Annotated in this window: 15 protein-coding genes; 9 read left to right on the forward strand and 6 right to left on the reverse strand. The window is 64.4% G+C overall.

Annotation, left to right across the window (positions count from 1 at the left end):
* Positions 1–2 precede the first annotated feature (2 nt).
* From cobG to ung, 3 genes are all read right to left on the reverse strand, one after another.
* Positions 3–1,364 carry a precorrin-3B synthase gene (gene cobG / locus AYK65_RS14855; protein WP_046116556.1) on the reverse strand — a complete coding sequence of 454 codons (1,362 nt, stop codon included), beginning with the start codon at positions 1,362–1,364 and terminating at the stop codon, positions 3–5.
* A 114-nt stretch (positions 1,365–1,478) separates the two neighbouring features.
* The gene (cobF, locus tag AYK65_RS14860) at positions 1,479–2,249 is read right to left on the reverse strand and encodes a precorrin-6A synthase (deacetylating) (RefSeq protein ID WP_081158850.1); all 771 of its coding nucleotides are present in this window, start codon (positions 2,247–2,249) and stop codon (positions 1,479–1,481) included.
* Between the two features lie 97 nt (positions 2,250–2,346).
* Positions 2,347–3,072 (reverse strand): uracil-DNA glycosylase, encoded by a 726-nt coding sequence (ung, locus tag AYK65_RS14865; protein ID WP_046116558.1) that lies wholly within the window; start codon positions 3,070–3,072, stop codon positions 2,347–2,349.
* 187 nt (positions 3,073–3,259) lie between these two features.
* Here ung and modA point away from each other — a divergent pair, with 187 nt between their 5' ends.
* The 4 genes from modA to AYK65_RS14885 all read left to right on the forward strand — a co-directional run bounded on the left by modA (position 3,260) and on the right by AYK65_RS14885 (position 8,377).
* Positions 3,260–4,087, forward strand: coding sequence for a molybdate ABC transporter substrate-binding protein (gene modA, locus AYK65_RS14870; protein WP_081158895.1), 828 nt, complete (start codon positions 3,260–3,262; stop codon positions 4,085–4,087).
* A 111-nt stretch (positions 4,088–4,198) separates the two neighbouring features.
* Entirely contained in the window at positions 4,199–4,891 is a 693-nt protein-coding gene (modB, locus tag AYK65_RS14875) for a molybdate ABC transporter permease subunit (RefSeq protein WP_167549705.1), read from the forward strand.
* Positions 4,888–5,961: a molybdenum ABC transporter ATP-binding protein gene (modC, locus tag AYK65_RS14880; RefSeq protein WP_026616110.1), complete on the forward strand. Its 1,074-nt coding sequence runs from the start codon at positions 4,888–4,890 to the stop codon at positions 5,959–5,961. The genes modB and modC overlap by 4 nt, the downstream gene beginning before the upstream one ends.
* Before the next feature lie 409 nt (positions 5,962–6,370).
* Positions 6,371–8,377 (forward strand): HAMP domain-containing methyl-accepting chemotaxis protein, encoded by a 2,007-nt coding sequence (locus tag AYK65_RS14885; protein ID WP_046116560.1) that lies wholly within the window; start codon positions 6,371–6,373, stop codon positions 8,375–8,377.
* A 94-nt stretch (positions 8,378–8,471) separates the two neighbouring features.
* On the opposite strand, the gene AYK65_RS14890 is transcribed toward AYK65_RS14885, so the two are convergent.
* On the reverse strand, positions 8,472–8,864 hold the full coding sequence (locus AYK65_RS14890) for a winged helix-turn-helix domain-containing protein (RefSeq protein ID WP_026616108.1): 393 nt from the start codon (positions 8,862–8,864) through the stop codon (positions 8,472–8,474).
* Between the two features lie 149 nt (positions 8,865–9,013).
* Between AYK65_RS14890 and AYK65_RS14895 the strand changes: the two genes are divergently transcribed.
* The 5 genes from AYK65_RS14895 (at position 9,014) to lpdA (ending at position 15,652) form a co-directional block, all read left to right on the forward strand.
* Complete coding sequence (locus AYK65_RS14895) at positions 9,014–10,345, forward strand: NAD(P)/FAD-dependent oxidoreductase (RefSeq protein WP_046116561.1); 1,332 nt, start codon at positions 9,014–9,016, stop codon at positions 10,343–10,345.
* A gap of 355 nt (positions 10,346–10,700) precedes the next feature.
* Positions 10,701–11,933, forward strand: coding sequence for a 3-methyl-2-oxobutanoate dehydrogenase (2-methylpropanoyl-transferring) subunit alpha (locus tag AYK65_RS14900; protein ID WP_026616106.1), 1,233 nt, complete (start codon positions 10,701–10,703; stop codon positions 11,931–11,933).
* 1 nt (position 11,934) lies between these two features.
* On the forward strand, positions 11,935–12,948 hold the full coding sequence (locus tag AYK65_RS14905) for an alpha-ketoacid dehydrogenase subunit beta (protein ID WP_026616105.1): 1,014 nt from the start codon (positions 11,935–11,937) through the stop codon (positions 12,946–12,948).
* Between the two features lie 4 nt (positions 12,949–12,952).
* Entirely contained in the window at positions 12,953–14,251 is a 1,299-nt protein-coding gene (locus AYK65_RS14910; RefSeq protein WP_026616104.1) for a dihydrolipoamide acetyltransferase family protein, read from the forward strand.
* Positions 14,252–14,257: 6 nt separating this feature from the next.
* A complete protein-coding gene (gene lpdA, locus AYK65_RS14915) occupies positions 14,258–15,652 on the forward strand; it encodes a dihydrolipoyl dehydrogenase (protein WP_081158852.1) in 1,395 nt (464 codons plus the stop codon).
* Between the two features lie 91 nt (positions 15,653–15,743).
* Here lpdA and AYK65_RS14920 read toward each other — a convergent pair whose 3' ends face one another.
* Both AYK65_RS14920 and purU read right to left on the reverse strand, forming a co-directional pair.
* The gene (locus AYK65_RS14920; protein ID WP_026616102.1) at positions 15,744–16,925 is read right to left on the reverse strand and encodes an acetyl-CoA C-acyltransferase; all 1,182 of its coding nucleotides are present in this window, start codon (positions 16,923–16,925) and stop codon (positions 15,744–15,746) included.
* 218 nt (positions 16,926–17,143) lie between these two features.
* Positions 17,144–18,028, reverse strand: coding sequence for a formyltetrahydrofolate deformylase (gene purU / locus AYK65_RS14925; protein WP_026616101.1), 885 nt, complete (start codon positions 18,026–18,028; stop codon positions 17,144–17,146).
* Between the last annotated feature and the right edge of the window lie 124 nt (positions 18,029–18,152).

Genomic DNA, 18,152 nt, shown 5'->3' on the forward strand with positions numbered 1-18,152 from the left:
TTCTATCCCTGTTCAAACGCTTGAGCGATGCGCGCGGTCCCGAGCCGTGTAAGACAGGAGAGCGCCGATTCGCTAGCGTCTTTATTTTGCCGCACCAGGCCATTGAGAGCGGCCAGTGCGGATCCTATTCCGGTTTCATCCCTGTAGGCACTCGGCGCGACGGAAGCAGTGCCATTTACGACAAGCGCATATCCTGATGGCGCACCGACGAGCGTCAGCGGAGAGGCCGCCGGCCTGGCGCACCCCTTGCGACAGCCGGAAAGGTGCACGATGAGCGAACCGTCGAGAAGGTCGGGCGCCTCTTCGACCATCAGCGCTGCCGTCGCCTTGGTGTCCATCAGGGCCGAAGCGCAGGCAAGGCCGGCGCAGGTCGCTATGTGATTGCGCGGATCGTCGCAGGAGACGAGAAAGCCGTTTGCGTACGCGAGGTGCTGCGCCAGTGCTGCCGCCTCGCTCGAAAGCCCGAGCACGAAAAGGCCGTGTCGCGGCGCTAGGCGGATCTCGGAGGCCCCAAGCTCCTCGGCCTGCCGGATAAACGCGGTGAGATTGTCCGCATCGGTCTGCGCAAAGGCGAGGCCGAGGCCGAGCACAATGCTGGCACCGCCGAAAGCATGGATGCCCGCCGGCGGCAAAGGTCTGCCGCCGTCACCTGCAGGCGGCAAGTCCATGTCGGAGGGCCAGAGCTGCCGAAGCCGATCCGCATCGAGGTCGCGGCCGCGGGCCGCGGGGCCAAGCGCGTTGAGCTCAGCCAACACATCCATGACTGCAGCGACCGCTTCTCGCGCCTTAAGAAGGGCAATGGGCGTCGCCGAGCGCGCCGTGCCGCCGATCGAAAGCAGCCAGAAAACACTTTTGTCCCGGACGATCGCACTGAGACGCAGGTCGGCGACCATGTCTTGAAGATGGAAACGGCCGCCGCCGTCGACGATGATCGACAGTTTCGGCGCAAGCCTGAGCGCCCGTGCGCCAGAGATCGCCGCCCGCAACGCCTGCGCTAACGGCCGTGGATCGGCGATCTCGCCCGGGTCGAATCCGGCAAGCGGCGGTGTCTCGATTGCGACGCCCTCGGCAACGGCGATCCGCGCCTCCCCGACCGCGGCGGCAAGCGAGGAAACGCTCGCTGCGGTCAAGCCTCGGATCTGCAGGTTTCCCCGCGCGGTGATCTCGATGATCCCGCTGCCGCATGCCGCGGCCGCGCCGGCAAGCGCCTTCACTTCCGCCGGCGTCAGGCCATCGGCCGCGGGCCTCAGCCGCACGAGCAGCCCGTCACCGGTCTGCATCGGGGCGGCGAGCGACGGACAGGCGCCACGGCGCATCGATGTGCCGGTTCCGGACAACTCAGGTGGCGCGGCGCAGCTTGTCATCGTCCTCCGTCATCCTTCGCAAGAAATGCCGCCTCGGCAGCCATTTCCTGGTGGAGCCTATACCACAGGCCGGCGCCTGGAGAGAGATCAAGGCACTCCAAGACCTCCGGGCGACTATTCATCGAAATCGGCCCCCTTGCGCAGAAGATAGATGTCCATGATCCAGCCCATGCGCTCGCGCGCCGCCTCGCGTGCTTTCAGAACCTCGTCCTTCACCTCGGCAAGACGCCCGGAAATGACGATCTCGTCCGGCGTGCCGAGATAGGCGCCCCAATAGATCTCGGCGTCGGGATCTTCGATCTTCCGAAAAGCCTGCTCGCCGTCGAGCATGACGACGGCCGTCTCGCTCTTGTGCGGGAAGCTTTCGGCGAGCCGTCGGCCGGTTGTTATCTCGACCGGCTTGCCGACGAGATTGAGCGGGATGCGATGGCTGGCACAGAGCGCCTGCAGGCTGGTGATGCCGGGAATGACGTCGAAATCGAAGGTGATCCGTCCCTGAGCTTTCACCCTTTCGACGATGCGGATTGTGCTGTCGTAGAGCATCGGATCGCCCCAGACGAGAAAGGCGCCGGTCTGTCCATCGGCAAGTTCGTCCTTGAGCAGCGCCTCGTAGGTAGTGGCGATGCTCGCATGCCAGTCGTCGACGCTTTCGATATAGCTGCGGCCTTCGGTGCTGCGGACCGGCACGGCGAATTCGACCGTGCGGCTGTTGCTCCGCGCTAGGTACCGGGCACAGATCTCGCGGCGTACTTCGGCGAGTTCCGTCTTCGTTGCTCCCTTCGTCGGGATGAAGAGCACGTCGGCCCGGTTCAGCGCATTGATCGCCTGGATCGTTATGTGCTCCGGGTTGCCCGCACCGATACCGATGATCAGGATGTGCCGCATGCGTCTCTCCTATCGCGCTGACCGCGCATAGGCCCGTCTTTGGCGGATCGAGATCGCGGGCGCAAGTCCGTTCGCGACGAGAGGCGCAATCACCGCGTCAACAGATAGGCGCGATCTGCAGGTCGACTGCCAGCGGCGGGTCCTCCGGGAGCCGCCAATCGATCGGATCGAGCCCCTTGGACACAAGGAAGGCGTTGGCCTTGGAGAAATGCCGGCAGCCGAAGAAGCCGGAATGGGCCGAGAGCGGCGAAGGATGCGGCGCGGTCAATACCAGATGCCGAGAACGATCGACGAAGGCCGCCTTCCTTTGCGCATAGGAGCCCCAGAGCATGAAAACGACCGGCTGCTCCTGCTCGTTGACGGCGCGAATGACGGCATCCGTGAAGCGCTCCCAACCGCGCCCCTGATGCGAAGCGGCCCGGCCGCGCTCGACCGTCAGCACGGCGTTGAGGAGCAGCACGCCCTGCCGCGCCCAGCTCTCGAGGAAGCCGTGGCGGGCCGGTGGAATGCCAAGGTCTTCCTGAAGCTCCTTGTAGATGTTGATGAGCGACGGCGGTATGCGCACGCCCGGGCGCACGCTGAAGCACAGCCCGTGCGCCTGGCCGTCGCCGTGATAAGGATCCTGACCGAGAATGACCACGCGCACCTTGTCGAGCGGCGTCAGGTCCAGCGCCCGGAAATACTCGCTTCCCCTCGGAAAGATTTGCCGGCCCTGCTGCCTTTCTTCCACCAGGAAGCGCTTGAGATCAGCCATGTAGCTGTGACGGAATTCCGGCGCCAGCACGGCCTTCCAGCTTTCTTCCAGCCTGATCGTCGCATCCATAAGCGTCGTCACCTTGTTTCGTCTCCATCGGAATTTAGACGTGCGACCGCCCATCGCAAGCGCCCCTGCACTATTTGGACGTCTCGGTTCACCGTTTTGATTACCCTCGCACAACAGCATTGTATTTCTTCAGATATAGCGCTACCAAAAAGCCATGCGTTATATCTTCGGAAATATCACGAGTGAGATGGAGGCAGGTGTGGCGAGAGGACGGAGAGACTGGCTCAAGGCTCTGAGGTCTAGAGGTCTCGGACTGAAGACTTTGGCTCTGGCGCTTGGCATCGTAGCGGGAGCCGCATTCGCCCCCGCCCATGCGGCGGAAAAGGTGACGATATTCGCCGCAGCGAGCCTTAAGAACGCCCTCGACGCAATCAACGAGGAATGGCGCAAAGAAACTGGTAAGGAGACGACCACCTCCTATGCGGCAAGTTCGGCACTGGCGAAACAGATCGAACAAGGCGCGCCCGCCAACATCTTCATCTCGGCCGACCTTGCCTGGATGGACTACCTCGCAGAGAAGAAGCTGATAAAGGGCGACAGCCGTTCCAACCTGCTCGGCAACCGCATCGTCCTCGTCTCCGGCAAAGCGGATGCCGCAGCCGTCGAAATCAAACCCGGCCTCGACTTAGCCCACCTTCTCGGCGACGGGCGCCTGGCGATGGGTGCGGTCGATTCGGTTCCCGCCGGCAAATACGGCAAGGCCGCCCTCGAGAAGCTCGGCATCTGGCCGAGCGTCGCAGATAAGGTCGCCGGCGCCGAAAGCGTGCGCGCCGCCCTCCTTCTCGTGTCGCGCGGCGAGGCGCCCTTGGGTATCGTCTATCAGACCGACGCCGCGGCCGATCCGGGCGTGAAGGTGATCGGCACCTTCCCGGAAGGCAGCCATCCGCCGATCATCTACCCGATCGCCATCACCGCCGAAAGCAAGAATGCCGATGCGGCGGCGTATCTCCAATTCGTCAGATCACCCAAGGCCGCTGCGCTTTTCTCGGCGCAAGGCTTCGCGGTGCTGGAATAGTTCGGCTCCTCTTCAGGAAGAGAAGCGAAGCACGTATTGTCGCCTTCTCCGCCGCAACTCCGGTTGCGCGGCGGCGCGTTTCAAGGACAGGGGTTTCGACGTTTGGACTGGATGAGCCTGAGCGACGCGGAGTGGACGGCCGTTCGGTTAAGCCTCCGGGTGGCCACCGTCGCCATGCTGTCGAGCCTGCCCGTCGCGCTTCTTGTAGCCATAGCGCTGGCGCGCGGTCGCTTCTGGGGCAAGTCGGCCCTGAACGGCCTCGTCCACATGCCGTTGATCCTGCCGCCGGTCGTCACCGGCTTCGTGCTTCTCCTGCTCTTCGGCCGGCGCGGACCGATCGGCGCCTTCCTTGCCGAGCATTTGGGGCTCGTCTTTTCCTTCCGCTGGACGGGGGCGGCACTCGCCTGTGCCGTCATGGGCTTTCCGCTTATGGTGCGCAGCATCCGGCTCTCGATCGAAACGGTCGACCGCAAGCTCGAACACGCCGCCGCAACGCTCGGTGCGAGCCCCGGCTGGGTCTTCCTGACCGTGACGTTGCCCCTGATCCTTCCCGGCATCGTCGCCGGCATGATCCTCTCCTTCGCCAAGGCCATGGGCGAGTTCGGGGCGACGATCACCTTCGTCTCCAACATCCCCGGCGAGACGCAGACCATCTCCGCGGCGATCTACACCTTCACGCAGGTGCCGGGTGGCGACGCGGGCGCAATGCGCCTCACCATCATATCGATCATCGTCTCGATGGCGGCGCTCATGCTGTCGGAGGTCCTCGCGGCGGCCGCGGCGCGGCGAACGGTGGCGGCATGAGGCTCGAGGTCGAAGCCCGTCATCGGATCGGCTCCTTCACGATCGACGCCGCCTTCGGCTCCGAAGGTGGAGTAACAGCACTTTTCGGCCGCTCCGGCTCTGGTAAGACGTCGCTCGTCAATATCATCGCCGGCCTCCTGCGAGCTGACACGGGCCGTATCGTCCTTGACGGCGACGTGATCGCCGACAGCGCGCGCGGGGTCTTCGCACCTGTCCACCGCCGCCGTTTCGGCTATGTGTTCCAGGAGGCCCGGCTCTTTCCGCATTTGAGCGTCCGGCGCAATCTCGCCTATGGACGCTGGTTCGCAGGCGCGAGCGAGTCCGCGTCGGAATTCGGCAGGATCGTCGAAATGCTCGGTATCGGCCACCTGCTCGATCGGCGCCCGTCAACGCTTTCGGGCGGCGAGCGCCAGCGCGTCGCCGTCGGCCGGGCGCTGCTCGCCTCTCCCCGCCTGCTCCTGATGGACGAGCCGCTCGCCGCCCTCGATGAAGCAAGAAAGGCCGAGATCCTGCCCTATCTGGAACGACTTCGCGACGAGACGCGGATCCCGATCGTCTATGTCAGCCACTCGGTGGCGGAAGTCGCGCGGCTGGCCGACCGCGTCGTCGTGCTCGACGATGGCCGAGTGAAGGCAGCCGGCGACGTTTCCGCGGTCCTCAGCCAGCCCGCCGCCACGCTCGCCATCGATCGCCGGGAAGCCGGGGCACTCATTGACGGCACAGTCGAGGATCAGGACAAGCTCCACGAGCTGACGCTCGTGCGAGCCGGCAGTTGCATCATCCGCGTACCGCATCTCGTCGCGCAGCCCGGACAAAACCTTCGCCTCTACATTGCCGCCCGTGACGTCATGCTGGCGACGAGACGCCCGGAAGCCATCAGTGCGCTCAACGTCCTCGAAGGAACGATCTCCGATCTTTCGCCAATGCAGCAAGGCAGCGTCGACGTCCGCGTGAATTGTGGCGGCAATATCATCGTGGCTCGCATTACAACCCTTTCGCGTGAGGCGCTTGGACTCGAAGCGGGAAAGTCGGTGCATGCGATCATCAAGACCATCGCTCTCGACTACTAGAAAGCGCCCGCCGCCGATCGTCGGCCCACCACCAGTCGGTGCATCGGCGAAAAATGGAGCGGTGGTCTCCGCCAAGATGCTGCAGACATATGCCTTTGATATTTCGCACCTTTTTCGGAACCAAGGGCAATTTTTATCTCCGCAATCGATGCAAAAAGCGCATTTGTTATCCCAACTCCGCAGAAACCAGCGCGGCGCTGCAACCTCAGGAAGTAAATTAGTAACCTTTACAAGACATCTATAGCTGTGCGCCGCAGCATGCGTGCAAAGGTTGCAGCATCTTGCCGGCCGCGATGACTTCCATGGCGCATGAACGCGACCGCTGCCGCGCGAATGACTCGATCGGTACTTCTTACAGCTTCATTGGAACAGGAGCCATGACGACTTCCTGTAATGACAGGAGGAACGGATGCATCGAATCTCACTTTCCCTGAAAGCGTCGCTCGTCGGCGCCTTTGCTTTGCTGCTGCTGCTGATTGTCGGGCAAGGTCTTTTGGCCCACTTGCTCATTGGCGGCGTTTATGCGGACGTCGAGAACCTGGCGACTCGCTGGGTGCCGAGCGTCGATATCACTAACAAGATCAACACGGCCATTGCCAACCTCCGCGGCTCGGAGAATCGGCATCTCGTGAACCGCACCGAGGCCGGCATGAAGCGGGCCGACGATGCAATCGCCGAAAACCTCAAGAAGCTCGATGATCGGATGAAGATCTATGACGGGCTGGTTTCCGACCCGAAGGAGCGCGAACTCTACGGCAAGTTCAAGGAAGTGCTCGCCATCTACCTGAAGCAGCATGACGAACTGATCGCCATGTCCCGCGCCGGCAAGAAAGACGAGGCCGGGGAGTTCCTGACGAGCGCCATGCGTCAAAGCTACAACGAACTGGACGAACTGGCCGACGGTTTCCGTGACCTCAACATTGCCGGCGCGAAGCAGAGCTACCAAGACAGCACGGCCGACTATGCGAGCGCCCGCATCGCGACCGTCATGCTGCTCACTATTGCTTGCTTGGCTGGCGTCGGCGCCGTGGCTTTTGCGATCGGCGGCGTCTCACAGCCAATCAACCGCACGACCGAAGTCATGCGCACGCTCGCCAACGGCGATCTCTCGGTCGAAGTCCCCTTCACCGACAGGACGAACGAAATTGGCGAGATGGCGCGCGCGGTCGAGGTGTTCAAGCAGAACGGCATCCGGGTGCGCGAGATGAACGCGCAGGAGGCGGCACTGCAGACAAAGAGCGCCGACCTGCAGTCGAGCATCGGCACGGTCGTCTCGGCGGCCGTGGCTGGTGATTTCACAAAGCGCATCAGCAAGGATTATGAAAACGCCGACCTCAACCGCTTCGCCGCCCAGGTCAACGAACTCGTCGCTTCGGTCGACCGCGGCATTGCCGAGACCCGCCGTGTCGTGGCCGCGCTCGCGGAGGGCGATCTGAGCAAAAGCATGAAGGGCGAGTTCCAGGGCGCCTTCGGTGAGCTCAAGGAAAACGTTAATCAGAGCATGGCCAACCTGCGCGCGGTACTTGGCGAGGTGCGCACGGCGATCGACACGATCAACGGCGGCGCCGGCGAGATGCGCACGGCCTCGGGCGATCTCTCCCGGCGCACCGAGCAGCAGGCGGCCTCGCTCGAGGAGACCTCATCGGCGCTCGAAGAGATCACCGCCGCCGTGAAAAGCTCGACCGAGCGGGCGCTCGAAGCGACCCACATGGTCGACGAGGCGAGGAGAAGCACCGAGCAGTCGAGCGCCGTCGTCAAGGATGCGGTCTCGGCGATGGGGAGGATCGAGCAGGCCTCCGGCGAGATCGGCCAGATCATCAACGTCATTGATGAGATCGCCTTCCAGACCAACCTCCTGGCACTCAATGCCGGCGTGGAAGCGGCGCGGGCGGGCGACGCCGGCAAGGGCTTTGCCGTCGTCGCGCAAGAAGTGCGCGAGCTCGCGCAGCGCTCGGCCAATGCGGCGAAAGACATCAAGGCGCTGATCTCGCGCTCGGGCGAGGAGGTGAATTCCGGCGTGAAACTGGTCACGGCGACCGGCGAGGCGCTCGAGCTGATCGCGAGCCATGTCGTCAAGATCAACGAGCATGTGCATTCGATCACCACCGCCGCCAAGGAACAGTCGACGGGGCTTTCGGAGGTCAGCACCGCCGTCAACCAGATGGACCAGGTGACGCAGCAGAATGCGGCGATGGTCGAGGAATCGACGGCGGCGACGAACCGGCTCGCCGACGAGGCGGCGAACCTCGCCCGGCTGATCGCCCGCTTCACGCTCGAGGCGGGCGCCGGCCCGCATGTCGCCGGTCGTGACAGCCGGCCGGCCGCCTCGCCGGCCCGCGCGCTTACCCGCAAGCTCGCTGGCGCCTTCGGCGGCCGGACGGCAACGGCAGCGGCGGCCGATTGGGAGGAGTTCTGAGGTCACGCTTTGCATAAACGAAGTCGCCCGACTGCGCGCGCCCTCCCCCGCGACCGGGCGATTTCCGTTACGGATCGACGCCGCCTTTAACGGCTCATTCGGGCGAGATAGTCTCTTTGGGAAACGCCGTATTTCGATCACGCATCGCTTCCAGCCAGTGGAGGTCGTCTTCGATCGCTGCGCGCGCCTTGGCTTCCATCGCCCGGAAGCGTGCGATCAGCGTCTCGCCGAAAGCGGTGAGCACCGCACCGCCGCCCTGCTTCCCGCCGCGCTGCGATTCGACGGAGGGCTCCTTGAACATGCGGTTCAAGGCATCGACGAGCAGCCAGGCGCGCCGATAGGACATGTCCATCGCCCGCCCGGCGGCGGAAATCGAGCCGGTTTCGCGGATGAGTTCGAGCAGCATGATCTTGCCGCGCCCGAGCCGCTCGCCCGGCGGAAAATCGATGCGGAGGATGGGGCGGAGTTCTTCATCGGTATCGCGCATGGAGCAAACATAAAGGCTGTGGAAAGAGACGGAAAGGCGCGGTGGCATGGGACCTGTGCATGGAGACCTGAAAACCGAACTCCCGGGCTTGATCGAAGCCGCGAACGGATGCAGCCATAGGAAAAAGTGCCCATCGCAGAGACAACATCATGCCCGGTCCCGCTCTCGATCCCGTCATCACCGATCATTCGCTGCCCAGCAAGGCCGACGTCGTCATCATCGGCGGCGGCATCATCGGTGCCAGCGCGGCGCTTTTCCTCGCCGAACGCGGCGTCAAGGTGGTGCTTTGCGAGAAGGGCGTGCTCGGCGGCGAACAGTCGAGCCGCAACTGGGGCTGGGTGCGCGTGATGGGCCGCGATCGCCGCGAGATTCCGCTCGCGATCGCGGCACTCAAGATCTGGGACACGCTCGATGCCCGTGTCGGCGGCGAAACCGGCTTTCGCCGCAGCGGCATTCTCTACATATCCGAGACGGAGCAGGATATCGCAAACCGAGATGCTTGGCTGGCACTCGCCAAGCCCTACGGCGTCGACAGCCGCCAAATCGGTCCGGACGAAACATCGGCTCTCATGGCCGGCGCGGCAATCACCTACAAAGGCGGCCTCTATACGCCGAGCGACGGCAGGGCCGAGCCGCAGAAGGCGGTGCCGGCGATCGCTTCGGGAGCGCGGCGCGCCGGTGCTGTGATCGTCACTGGCTGCGCGGTCCGCGGCATCGAGAAAAGCACCGGCAGAATCAGTGCCGTCGTCACCGAACGGGGCCGCATCGAAACTTCGGCCGTGGTGCTTGCCGGCGGCGCCTGGTCGCGGCTCTTCTGCAAGGGCCTCGGCATCCGTCTGCCGCAGCTGAAGGTGCGCAACACCGTACTCAGGACCGCGCCGATCGAAGGTGGGCCGGAGGGCGCCGGTGCAACCGCGACCTACGCCTACCGCAAGCGGCTCGACGGCGGCTACACGATCGCCACGGCAGGCACAAACCTGCATCCGCTCGTTCCGGACACCTTTGCATTCTTCCGCGACTTTCGGCCGGCGCGAAAGGCCGAGAGCGAGGCCGTACAGGTGGGACTCAGCGCTCAGAGCTGGCGCGAGCTTTTCGAGATCGCACCCCAACCGCTCGACCGACCGGGCGCCTTCGAGAGATGCCGCATCCTCGACCCGCGTCCCGATCCCAAATCCGTGCTCAAGGCATTCGAGGAGGCGAGAAAGGCTCTTCCGAAGCTCCGCGCCGTCGAACCGGTGCAGATCTGGGCCGGCCTGATCGATGTCACGCCGGACGTGGTGCCGGTTATTTCCCACGCGGAACAGGTGCCGGGTCTCGTCATCGCCACCGGTTTTTCGGGCCACGGCTTCGGCATTGGGCCTGGCGCCGGGCACCTCGTCGCGGATCTCGTGACCGGGGAGAAACCCATCGTCGATCCTGCCGAGTTTCGGCTGTCGCGCTTCTCCGACGGCACGCCGATCGAGATCGCACCGCCCGTCTGAGATCCTTGAACGCCCCTCACCGGCGCAGATCGCGAAAGAAAATTACCCGAACACGCGAGCCTGCACCGGCTTGAAGATCAGCCCGGCGCGAGCGTCGGCATGAATCTGTCTTTCTTCAGGCGGACGAGCGGATCGCGGTCGAAAAGCCTTCATGAAAGCCCTGACTCGTGGCAGTCTGTGATCATAACCCTTTGGGAGAACGAGGGTTGTCGGCAAGCCAGGCAGGCCTGAGGGCGGAGGAGCGCGCTCAGGCGATTTGCCCCGCCGTCATCAGCGTCGCACGAGCCCGCGAAGCTCTTTCCTCGAGGGCTGACTTGCCTGCGATGCGCAATCCGGAAGGGAGGCCGGAATCCGCATGGACGAATTCAGTCGACTGAGTCTGCATATTCCCGAGCCGGCCGTCCGGCCAGGCGATCAGCCAGATTTCTCCAACGTCAAAATCCCGAAGGCGGGCTCCGTGCCACGGCCCGAGGTCGATGTGGAGCCCGAAGCGATCCGTGATCTTGCCTATTCGATCATCCGCGTGCTCAACCGCGAGGGCGAGGCGGTCGGCCCCTGGGCCGGGCTCCTCTCGGATGACGAACTGTTGACGGGGCTCCGGCACATGATGCTACTCAGGGCCTTCGACGCGCGCATGCTGATGGCGCAGCGCCAGGGCAAGACGTCCTTCTACATGCAGCATCTCGGTGAAGAGGCTGTGAGCTGCGCCTTCCGCAAGGCGCTTCGCAAGGGAGACATGAACTTCCCGACCTATCGGCAGGCCGGGCTGCTCATCGCCGACGACTACCCCATGGTCGAGATGATGAACCAGATCTTCTCGAACGAGAGCGATCCCTGCCACGGCCGCCAATTGCCGGTCATGTACACCTCCAAGGAGCACGGCTTCTTCACGATCTCCGGCAATCTCGCCACCCAATACGTCCAGGCCGTCGGCTGGGCCATGGCATCGGCCATCAAGAACGACACACGCATCGCCGCCGGCTGGATCGGCGACGGCTCGACGGCCGAGTCGGATTTTCACTCCGCTCTGGTCTTCGCCTCCACTTACAAGGCGCCCGTCATCCTCAACATCGTCAACAATCAGTGGGCGATCTCGACCTTCCAGGGCATCGCCCGCGGCGGCTCCGGCACCTTCGCCGCCCGCGGTCTGGGCTTCGGCATTCCGGCGCTGCGCGTCGACGGCAATGACTATCTTGCCGTCTATGCGGTCGCGCGCTGGGCGGCGGAGCGGGCGCGCCGCAATCTGGGCCCGACGCTGATCGAATATGTGACCTATCGTGTCGGTGCGCATTCGACCTCCGACGATCCGAGCGCCTATCGCCCCAAGACGGAATCGGAAGCCTGGCCGCTCGGCGACCCGGTGCTGAGGCTGAAGAAGCACCTGATCCTGCGCGGCGTCTGGTCCGAGGAGCGGCACGCCCAAGCGGAAGCCGAGATCATGGACGAGGTGATCCAGGCGCAGAAGGAAGCCGAACGTCACGGCACGCTGCATGCCGGCGGCAGACCTTCGGTGCGCGACATCTTCGAGGGCGTCTATGCCGAGATGCCGCCGCACATTCGTCGCCAGCGGCAGAAGGCGGGGTACTGAAATGGCCAGAATGACAATGATCGAAGCGGTGCGCAGTGCCATGGACGTCTCGATGGCGCGCGACGAGGATGTCGTCGTCTTCGGCGAAGACGTCGGCTATTTCGGCGGCGTTTTCCGCTGCACCCAGGGACTTCAGGCGAAATACGGCAAGACCCGCTGTTTCGACGCGCCGATCAGCGAGTCCGGCATCGTCGGCACCGCGATCGGCATGGCGGCCTACGGGCTGAAGCCTTGCGTCGAGATCCAGTTCGCCGACTACATGTATCCGGCCTACGACCAGCTCACCCAGGAGGCCGCACGCATCCGCTACCGCTCGAACGGCGACTTCACCTGCCCGATCGTCGTGCGCATGCCGACAGGCGGCGGCATCTTCGGCGGCCAGACTCACAGCCAGAGCCCGGAAGCGCTCTTCACCCATGTCTGCGGCCTGAAGGTCATCGTGCCTTCGAATCCCTATGACGCCAAGGGTCTCCTGATCTCGGCGATCGAGGATCCGGACCCGGTCATGTTCCTCGAGCCGAAGCGACTCTACAACGGCCCGTTCGACGGACACCACGAGCGCCCGGTCATCCCCTGGTCGAAGCACGAGCTCGGCGACGTGCCGGACGGACACTACACCATTCCGATCGGCAAGGCGGAAATCCGCCGCCAGGGTTCGGCGGTAACCGTGATCACCTATGGCACGATGGTGCATGTGGCGCTCACGGCTGCGGAGGAAACGGGGATCGACGCGGAAGTGATCGATCTGCGAAGCCTCTTGCCGCTCGACCTCGAGACGATCGTGCAATCGGTGACGAAAACCGGACGCTGCGTCGTCGTGCACGAGGCGACGCTGACCTCCGGCTTCGGCGCAGAGGTCGTATCCCTCGTGCAGGAACATTGTTTCTACCATCTCGAAGCGCCGATCGTGCGGGTGACCGGCTGGGACACGCCCTACCCGCACGCCCAGGAATGGGATTACTTCCCCGGCCCGGCGCGCGTCGGCCGCGCGCTCATGGAAGCAATGGAGGGCTGACGCGATGGGCGAATTCATTCTCAAGATGCCGGATGTCGGCGAAGGCGTCGCCGAAGCCGAGCTTGTCGAATGGCATGTGAAACCCGGCGACCCGGTCCGCGAGGATATGGTGCTCGCCGCCGTCATGACCGACAAGGCGACGGTCGAGATCCCCTCGCCGGTCTCCGGCAAGGTGTTGTGGCTCGGAGCGGAAGTCGGCGATACCGTTGCCGTGAAGGCGCCGCTCGTCAGAATAGAGACAGCCGGCGAGGCGGGCGAACCACCCCCGGACAGCGTTCCGGAAGCGCTTGCCGAAGCAGTGCTCGAAGAGCCCTTGGCCGCCGCGCCTGCCCCAGCGCCCCAGCCGAAGAGGGAGGAAGTGCTGCGGCCGAAGCCTGAGCAGGCCGCGCCGAAACCGGCGCCAACGCCACGCGAAGCACGGGACCTCTCGAAGAAACCGCTGGCTTCGCCGGCGGTGCGACTGCGGGCCAAAGACAGCGGTATCGATCTTCGACAAGTGATCGGCACGGGACCCGCCGGCCGCATCACCCATGAGGACCTCGATCTCTTCATCAGCCGCGGAGCCGAGCCGGTGCCGGCGCAGATCGGCCTCGTCCGCAAGACCGCGGTCGAGGAGATCAAGATCACAGGCCTCCGCCGGCGGATCGCCGAGAAGATGTCTCTTTCGACCTCGCGCATCCCCCACATCACCTATGTGGAGGAAGTGGACATGACGGCGCTCGAGGACCTGCGGGCGACGATGAATCGGGACCGCAAGCCCGAGCAGCCGAAGCTGACGGTCTTACCCTTCCTGATGCGTGCGCTCATCAAGACGGTCGCCGAACAGCCCGGTGTCAACGCCACCTTCGACGATCATGCCGGCATCATCCACCGGCACGCGGCCGTTCACATCGGCATTGCCACCCAGACGCCTGCCGGTCTTACCGTGCCGGTCGTACGTCACGCCGAGGCACGCACGATCTGGGATTGCGCTGCGGAGCTGAACCGCTTGGCGGAAGCCGCCCGCACCGGCACCGCGACGCGCGACGAGTTGACCGGCTCGACGATCACCATCTCCTCCCTTGGCGCACTTGGCGGCATCGCCTCGACGCCGGTGATCAACCATCCGGAGGTCGCGATCGTCGGCGTCAATAAGATGGCGACCCGGCCAGTGTGGGACGGCACGCAATTCGTGCCGCGCAAGATCATGAATCTCTCGTCGAGCTTCGACCATCGCGTCATCGACGGCTGGGATGCCGCGGTCTTCGTCCAGCGGCTGAAGACGCTGCTCGAAACACCGGCGCTGATTTTCGTTGAAGGGTGAGAAGCCATGAAGGAAATCTCCTGCAAGCTCTTGGTGCTCGGCGCCGGCCCCGGCGGCTATGTCTGCGCAATCCGCGCCGGCCAGCTCGGCGTCGACACCGTGATCGTCGAGAAGGGGAAGGCCGGCGGCACCTGTCTCAATGTCGGCTGTATCCCCTCCAAGGCGCTGATCCATGCGGCCGATGAATTTCACAAGCTCCGGGTGGCGGCCTCCGGCAAGAGCCCGCTCGGCCTGTCCTTGAATGCGCCGGCGATCGATCTCAAGCGGACCGTTGCCTGGAAGGACGGCATCGTCGGCCGTCTGAACGGCGGCGTCACCGGGCTCCTGAAGAAGGCCGGCGTCAAAGCCGTCGTCGGCGAGGCACGCTTCGTCGACGGCAAGACGGTGGATGTGGAAACCGAAATCGGTCTGCAGCGCATTCGCGCCGAGGCGGTAGTGATCGCCACCGGCTCGGCGCCGGTGGAGCTTCCGGACCTGCCGTTCGGCGGCAATGTCATCTCTTCGACCGAGGCACTGGCATTGACGCAGGTGCCCGAAACGCTCGCCGTCATCGGCGGCGGCTATATCGGCCTCGAACTCGGCACCGCCTTCGCCAAGCTTGGCTCGAAGGTGACCGTGCTCGAAGCCATGGACCGGATCCTGCCGCAATATGATGCCGACATTTCGAGGCCGGTGATGAAGCGTCTCGGCGAACTCGGCATCGAGGTCTATACCCGCACCGCGGCCAAGCGGCTTGCGGCCGATCGGCGCGGTTTGCTTGCCGAGGAGAACGGCCGCCCCTTCGAGGTGCCGGCGGAGAGGGTGCTGGTCACCGTCGGCCGTAGACCGGTGACCGAGGGCTGGGGACTGGAGGAGATCGATCTCGACCGGTCGGGCCGCTTCATCCGCATCGACGACCAGTGCCGCACGTCGATGCGCGGCATCTATGCGATCGGCGACGTGACCGGCGAGCCGATGCTTGCGCACCGCGCCATGGCCCAAGGCGAAATGGTTGCCGAGATCGTCGCCGGGCAGAAGCGAAGCTGGGACAAGCGCTGCATTCCGGCCGTCTGCTTCACCGATCCGGAAATCGTCAGCGCTGGGCTTTCACCGGAAGAGGCGCGCGCGACCGGCATCGAGGTCAAGATCGGTCAATTCCCCTTCCAGGCGAACGGCCGTGCGATGACGACACTTGCGGAAGATGGCTTCGTGCGCATCGTCGCCCGCGCCGACAACCATCTCGTCCTCGGCATCCATGCGGTCGGCCATGGCGTCTCGGAACTATCGGCCACTTTCGCGCTGGCGATCGAGATGGGTGCGCGTCTTGAGGATATCGCCGGGACGATCCATGCGCACCCGACGCAATCGGAGGCGTTCCAGGAGGCCGCGTTCAAGGGCATGGGACACGCGCTACATATTTGAGGCGGTTGCGGGATTGCCCCTCATCCCGCTGCCGCGACCTTCTCCCCGCGCGCGGGGAGAGGGTTAGGATGAGGGGCTAACCCCCACACGCCTACTGCAACAACTCCAGCCCCACCGCGGTCGCCTCGCCGCCGCCGATGCAGAGTGAGGCGATCCCGCGCTTGACGCCGTTCGCGCGCATTGCATGGAGCAGCGTCACGACGATACGGGCGCCGGAGGCGCCGATCGGGTGACCGAGCGCGCACGCGCCGCCGTGGATGTTGACGATGTCGTCGGAAAGGCCAAGATCGCGGATCGCCGCCAGGGCGACGACGGCGAAGGCCTCGTTGATCTCGTAAAGGCCGACGCTTCCCTTTTCCCAGTTAAGCTTGTCAATGAGCTTTTCTATGGCGCCGATCGGCGCGGTGGTGAACCATGCGGGCTCCCGCGCATGGCCGGCATGGCCGGCGACGATCGCGAGCGGCGTCAACCCGCGCCTCTCCGCCTCGCTTGCGCGCATCAGGATGAGCGCCGCGGCACCGTCGGAAATCGAAGAGGAATTGGCGGCCGTGACGCTGCCGCCGTCGCGGAAGGCGGGCCTCAGCTTCGGGATCTTCGTGGGATCGGCCTTCATCGGCTGTTCGTCCCGGTCGAGCTTGGCGCTCCCTCGCTTGCCGCCATCGATGATCGTGACGATCTCCTCGGCAAAGGACGTGTCTTCCGCCGCCTTCAAGGCCCGTTCGAGCGAGCGAAGAGCGAAGGCATCCTGATCGGCGCGGGAGAATTGATAATGCTGCGCCGTATCCTCCGCATAGGTCCCCATCAGGCGGCCCGAATAGGCATCCTCGAGCCCGTCGAGGAACATGTGGTCCTTGACCTCGCCGTGGCCGAGGCGGAAACCGCCGCGGGCCTTGGGCAGGAGGTAAGGGGCATTCGTCATCGACTCCATGCCGCCGACGGCAACGACGGATGCGCTGCCGGAGAGGAGCCCGTCGTGGCCGAGCATCAGCGCCTTCATGCCCGAGCCGCAGACCTTGGAGACGGTCGTCGAAGGCGTCTCCTCACCGAGGCCCGCCCCGAGCGCCGCCTGCCGGGCGGGGTTCTGCCCGAGACCAGCCGGCAGAACATTGCCCATCAGCACCTCGTCGACGGCATTCAGACCGGCGCGATCGAGTGCCGCCTTCAGCGCGACAGCGCCGAGCTCCGGCGCCGTCAAATCCTTGAGCCCGCCCTGAAAGGCACCCATCGGCGTGCGCGCCGCCGAAACGATGACGACTGGATCGCGATTGCTCATCTCAAATCCTCCCATGCAGCCGATGATCGGTCGGCCTTCCTCGGGCGGGACGAGAAAGTATGTTTCGGCAGCCCCTCATCCCGCTGCCGCGACCTTCTCCCCGCCTGCGGGGAGAGGGCCAGGGTGAGAGGCAATCGCCCGCGCCGCGCCCGCTTCGCTATAATCAGGAGTGACTATAAGCCGCGACGATGGCGAAGCAACAGCGGTAGTCCCGGCTCTCAGCCCATCCGCTCGGACGCATAGCTCCCCGGGCTCGGCGGGAAGACCACGACGCGGTTGCCGTTGATGAAGCAGCGGTGATGGATATGGGCGTGCACGGCGCGGGCCAGCACCTGGCTTTCGACGTCGCGGCCGATCGAGACATAGTCTTCGGCCGACTGCGCATGGGTGATGCGGGCGATGTCCTGCTCGATGATCGGCCCCTCGTCGAGATCGGCGGTGACGTAATGGGCCGTCGCGCCGATCAGCTTGACGCCGCGCTCATAGGCCTGCTTGTAGGGGTTGGCACCCTTGAAGCTCGGCAGGAAGGAGTGGTGGATGTTAATGATCTTCCCCGACATCTTCTTGCAGAGCGCATCCGAAAGCACCTGCATGTAGCGGGCAAGCACGATCAGCTCGGCGCCGGTCTGCTCGACGATCTCCATGAGCTGGGCTTCCGCCTTCGGCTTGTTCTCCTTCGTCACTTTGATGCAGTGGAAGGGAATGTCGTGGTTGACCACCACCTTCTGATAGTCGAAGTGGTTGGAGACGACGCCGACGATGTCGATCGGCAGCGCGCCGATCTTCCAGCGGTAGAGCAGGTCATTGAGGCAATGGCCGAAACGCGACACCATCAGGAGCACCTTCATGCGCTCTTCGGAATCGCGGATCTCCATCGTCATGCCGAAGCGCTTGATGACCGGCTCGAAGCCTTCGCGCAGCTCCTCCAGCTTCGCGCCTTCCTGGCTGATGAAGGTGAGGCGCATGAAGAAGAGGCCCGTTTCGAGATCGTCGAACTGCGAGCTGTCGCTGATGTAACAGCCCTTTTCCGCGAGATAGCCGGTGATGGCGGCAACGATGCCGCGGGTGGATTTGCAGGTGACGGTCAGCACATAGCTTTTCATCGATGGGTCTCTCGTTCTTGAGGTGTTTCCGCGCCCCCTTACATGGGCAGTCACGCGAAAACTAGCGTGGCGGCTTACGCCCCGCCGATCCATTCGCGACATCGGGTGGACGGAACAGGTCACG

Source organism: Ensifer aridi (assembly GCF_002078505.1).
Taxonomy (GTDB): Bacteria; Pseudomonadota; Alphaproteobacteria; order Rhizobiales; family Rhizobiaceae; genus Sinorhizobium; species Sinorhizobium aridi.

What these genes read in the sequence shown, in the direction of transcription:
- cobG (WP_046116556.1), bottom strand. Translation starts at nt 1,364, where the DNA reads ATGACAAGCTGCGCCGCGCCACCTGAGTTGTCCGGAACCGGCACATCG.
- cobF (WP_081158850.1), bottom strand. Translation starts at nt 2,249, where the DNA reads ATGCGGCACATCCTGATCATCGGTATCGGTGCGGGCAACCCGGAGCAC.
- ung (WP_046116558.1), bottom strand. Translation starts at nt 3,072, where the DNA reads ATGGATGCGACGATCAGGCTGGAAGAAAGCTGGAAGGCCGTGCTGGCG.
- modA (WP_081158895.1), top strand. Translation starts at nt 3,260, where the DNA reads ATGGAGGCAGGTGTGGCGAGAGGACGGAGAGACTGGCTCAAGGCTCTG.
- modB (WP_167549705.1), top strand. Translation starts at nt 4,199, where the DNA reads ATGAGCCTGAGCGACGCGGAGTGGACGGCCGTTCGGTTAAGCCTCCGG.
- modC (WP_026616110.1), top strand. Translation starts at nt 4,888, where the DNA reads ATGAGGCTCGAGGTCGAAGCCCGTCATCGGATCGGCTCCTTCACGATC.
- AYK65_RS14885 (WP_046116560.1), top strand. Translation starts at nt 6,371, where the DNA reads ATGCATCGAATCTCACTTTCCCTGAAAGCGTCGCTCGTCGGCGCCTTT.
- AYK65_RS14890 (WP_026616108.1), bottom strand. Translation starts at nt 8,864, where the DNA reads ATGCGCGATACCGATGAAGAACTCCGCCCCATCCTCCGCATCGATTTT.
- AYK65_RS14895 (WP_046116561.1), top strand. Translation starts at nt 9,014, where the DNA reads ATGCCCGGTCCCGCTCTCGATCCCGTCATCACCGATCATTCGCTGCCC.
- AYK65_RS14900 (WP_026616106.1), top strand. Translation starts at nt 10,701, where the DNA reads ATGGACGAATTCAGTCGACTGAGTCTGCATATTCCCGAGCCGGCCGTC.
- AYK65_RS14905 (WP_026616105.1), top strand. Translation starts at nt 11,935, where the DNA reads ATGGCCAGAATGACAATGATCGAAGCGGTGCGCAGTGCCATGGACGTC.
- AYK65_RS14910 (WP_026616104.1), top strand. Translation starts at nt 12,953, where the DNA reads ATGGGCGAATTCATTCTCAAGATGCCGGATGTCGGCGAAGGCGTCGCC.
- lpdA (WP_081158852.1), top strand. Translation starts at nt 14,258, where the DNA reads ATGAAGGAAATCTCCTGCAAGCTCTTGGTGCTCGGCGCCGGCCCCGGC.
- AYK65_RS14920 (WP_026616102.1), bottom strand. Translation starts at nt 16,925, where the DNA reads ATGAGCAATCGCGATCCAGTCGTCATCGTTTCGGCGGCGCGCACGCCG.
- purU (WP_026616101.1), bottom strand. Translation starts at nt 18,028, where the DNA reads ATGAAAAGCTATGTGCTGACCGTCACCTGCAAATCCACCCGCGGCATC.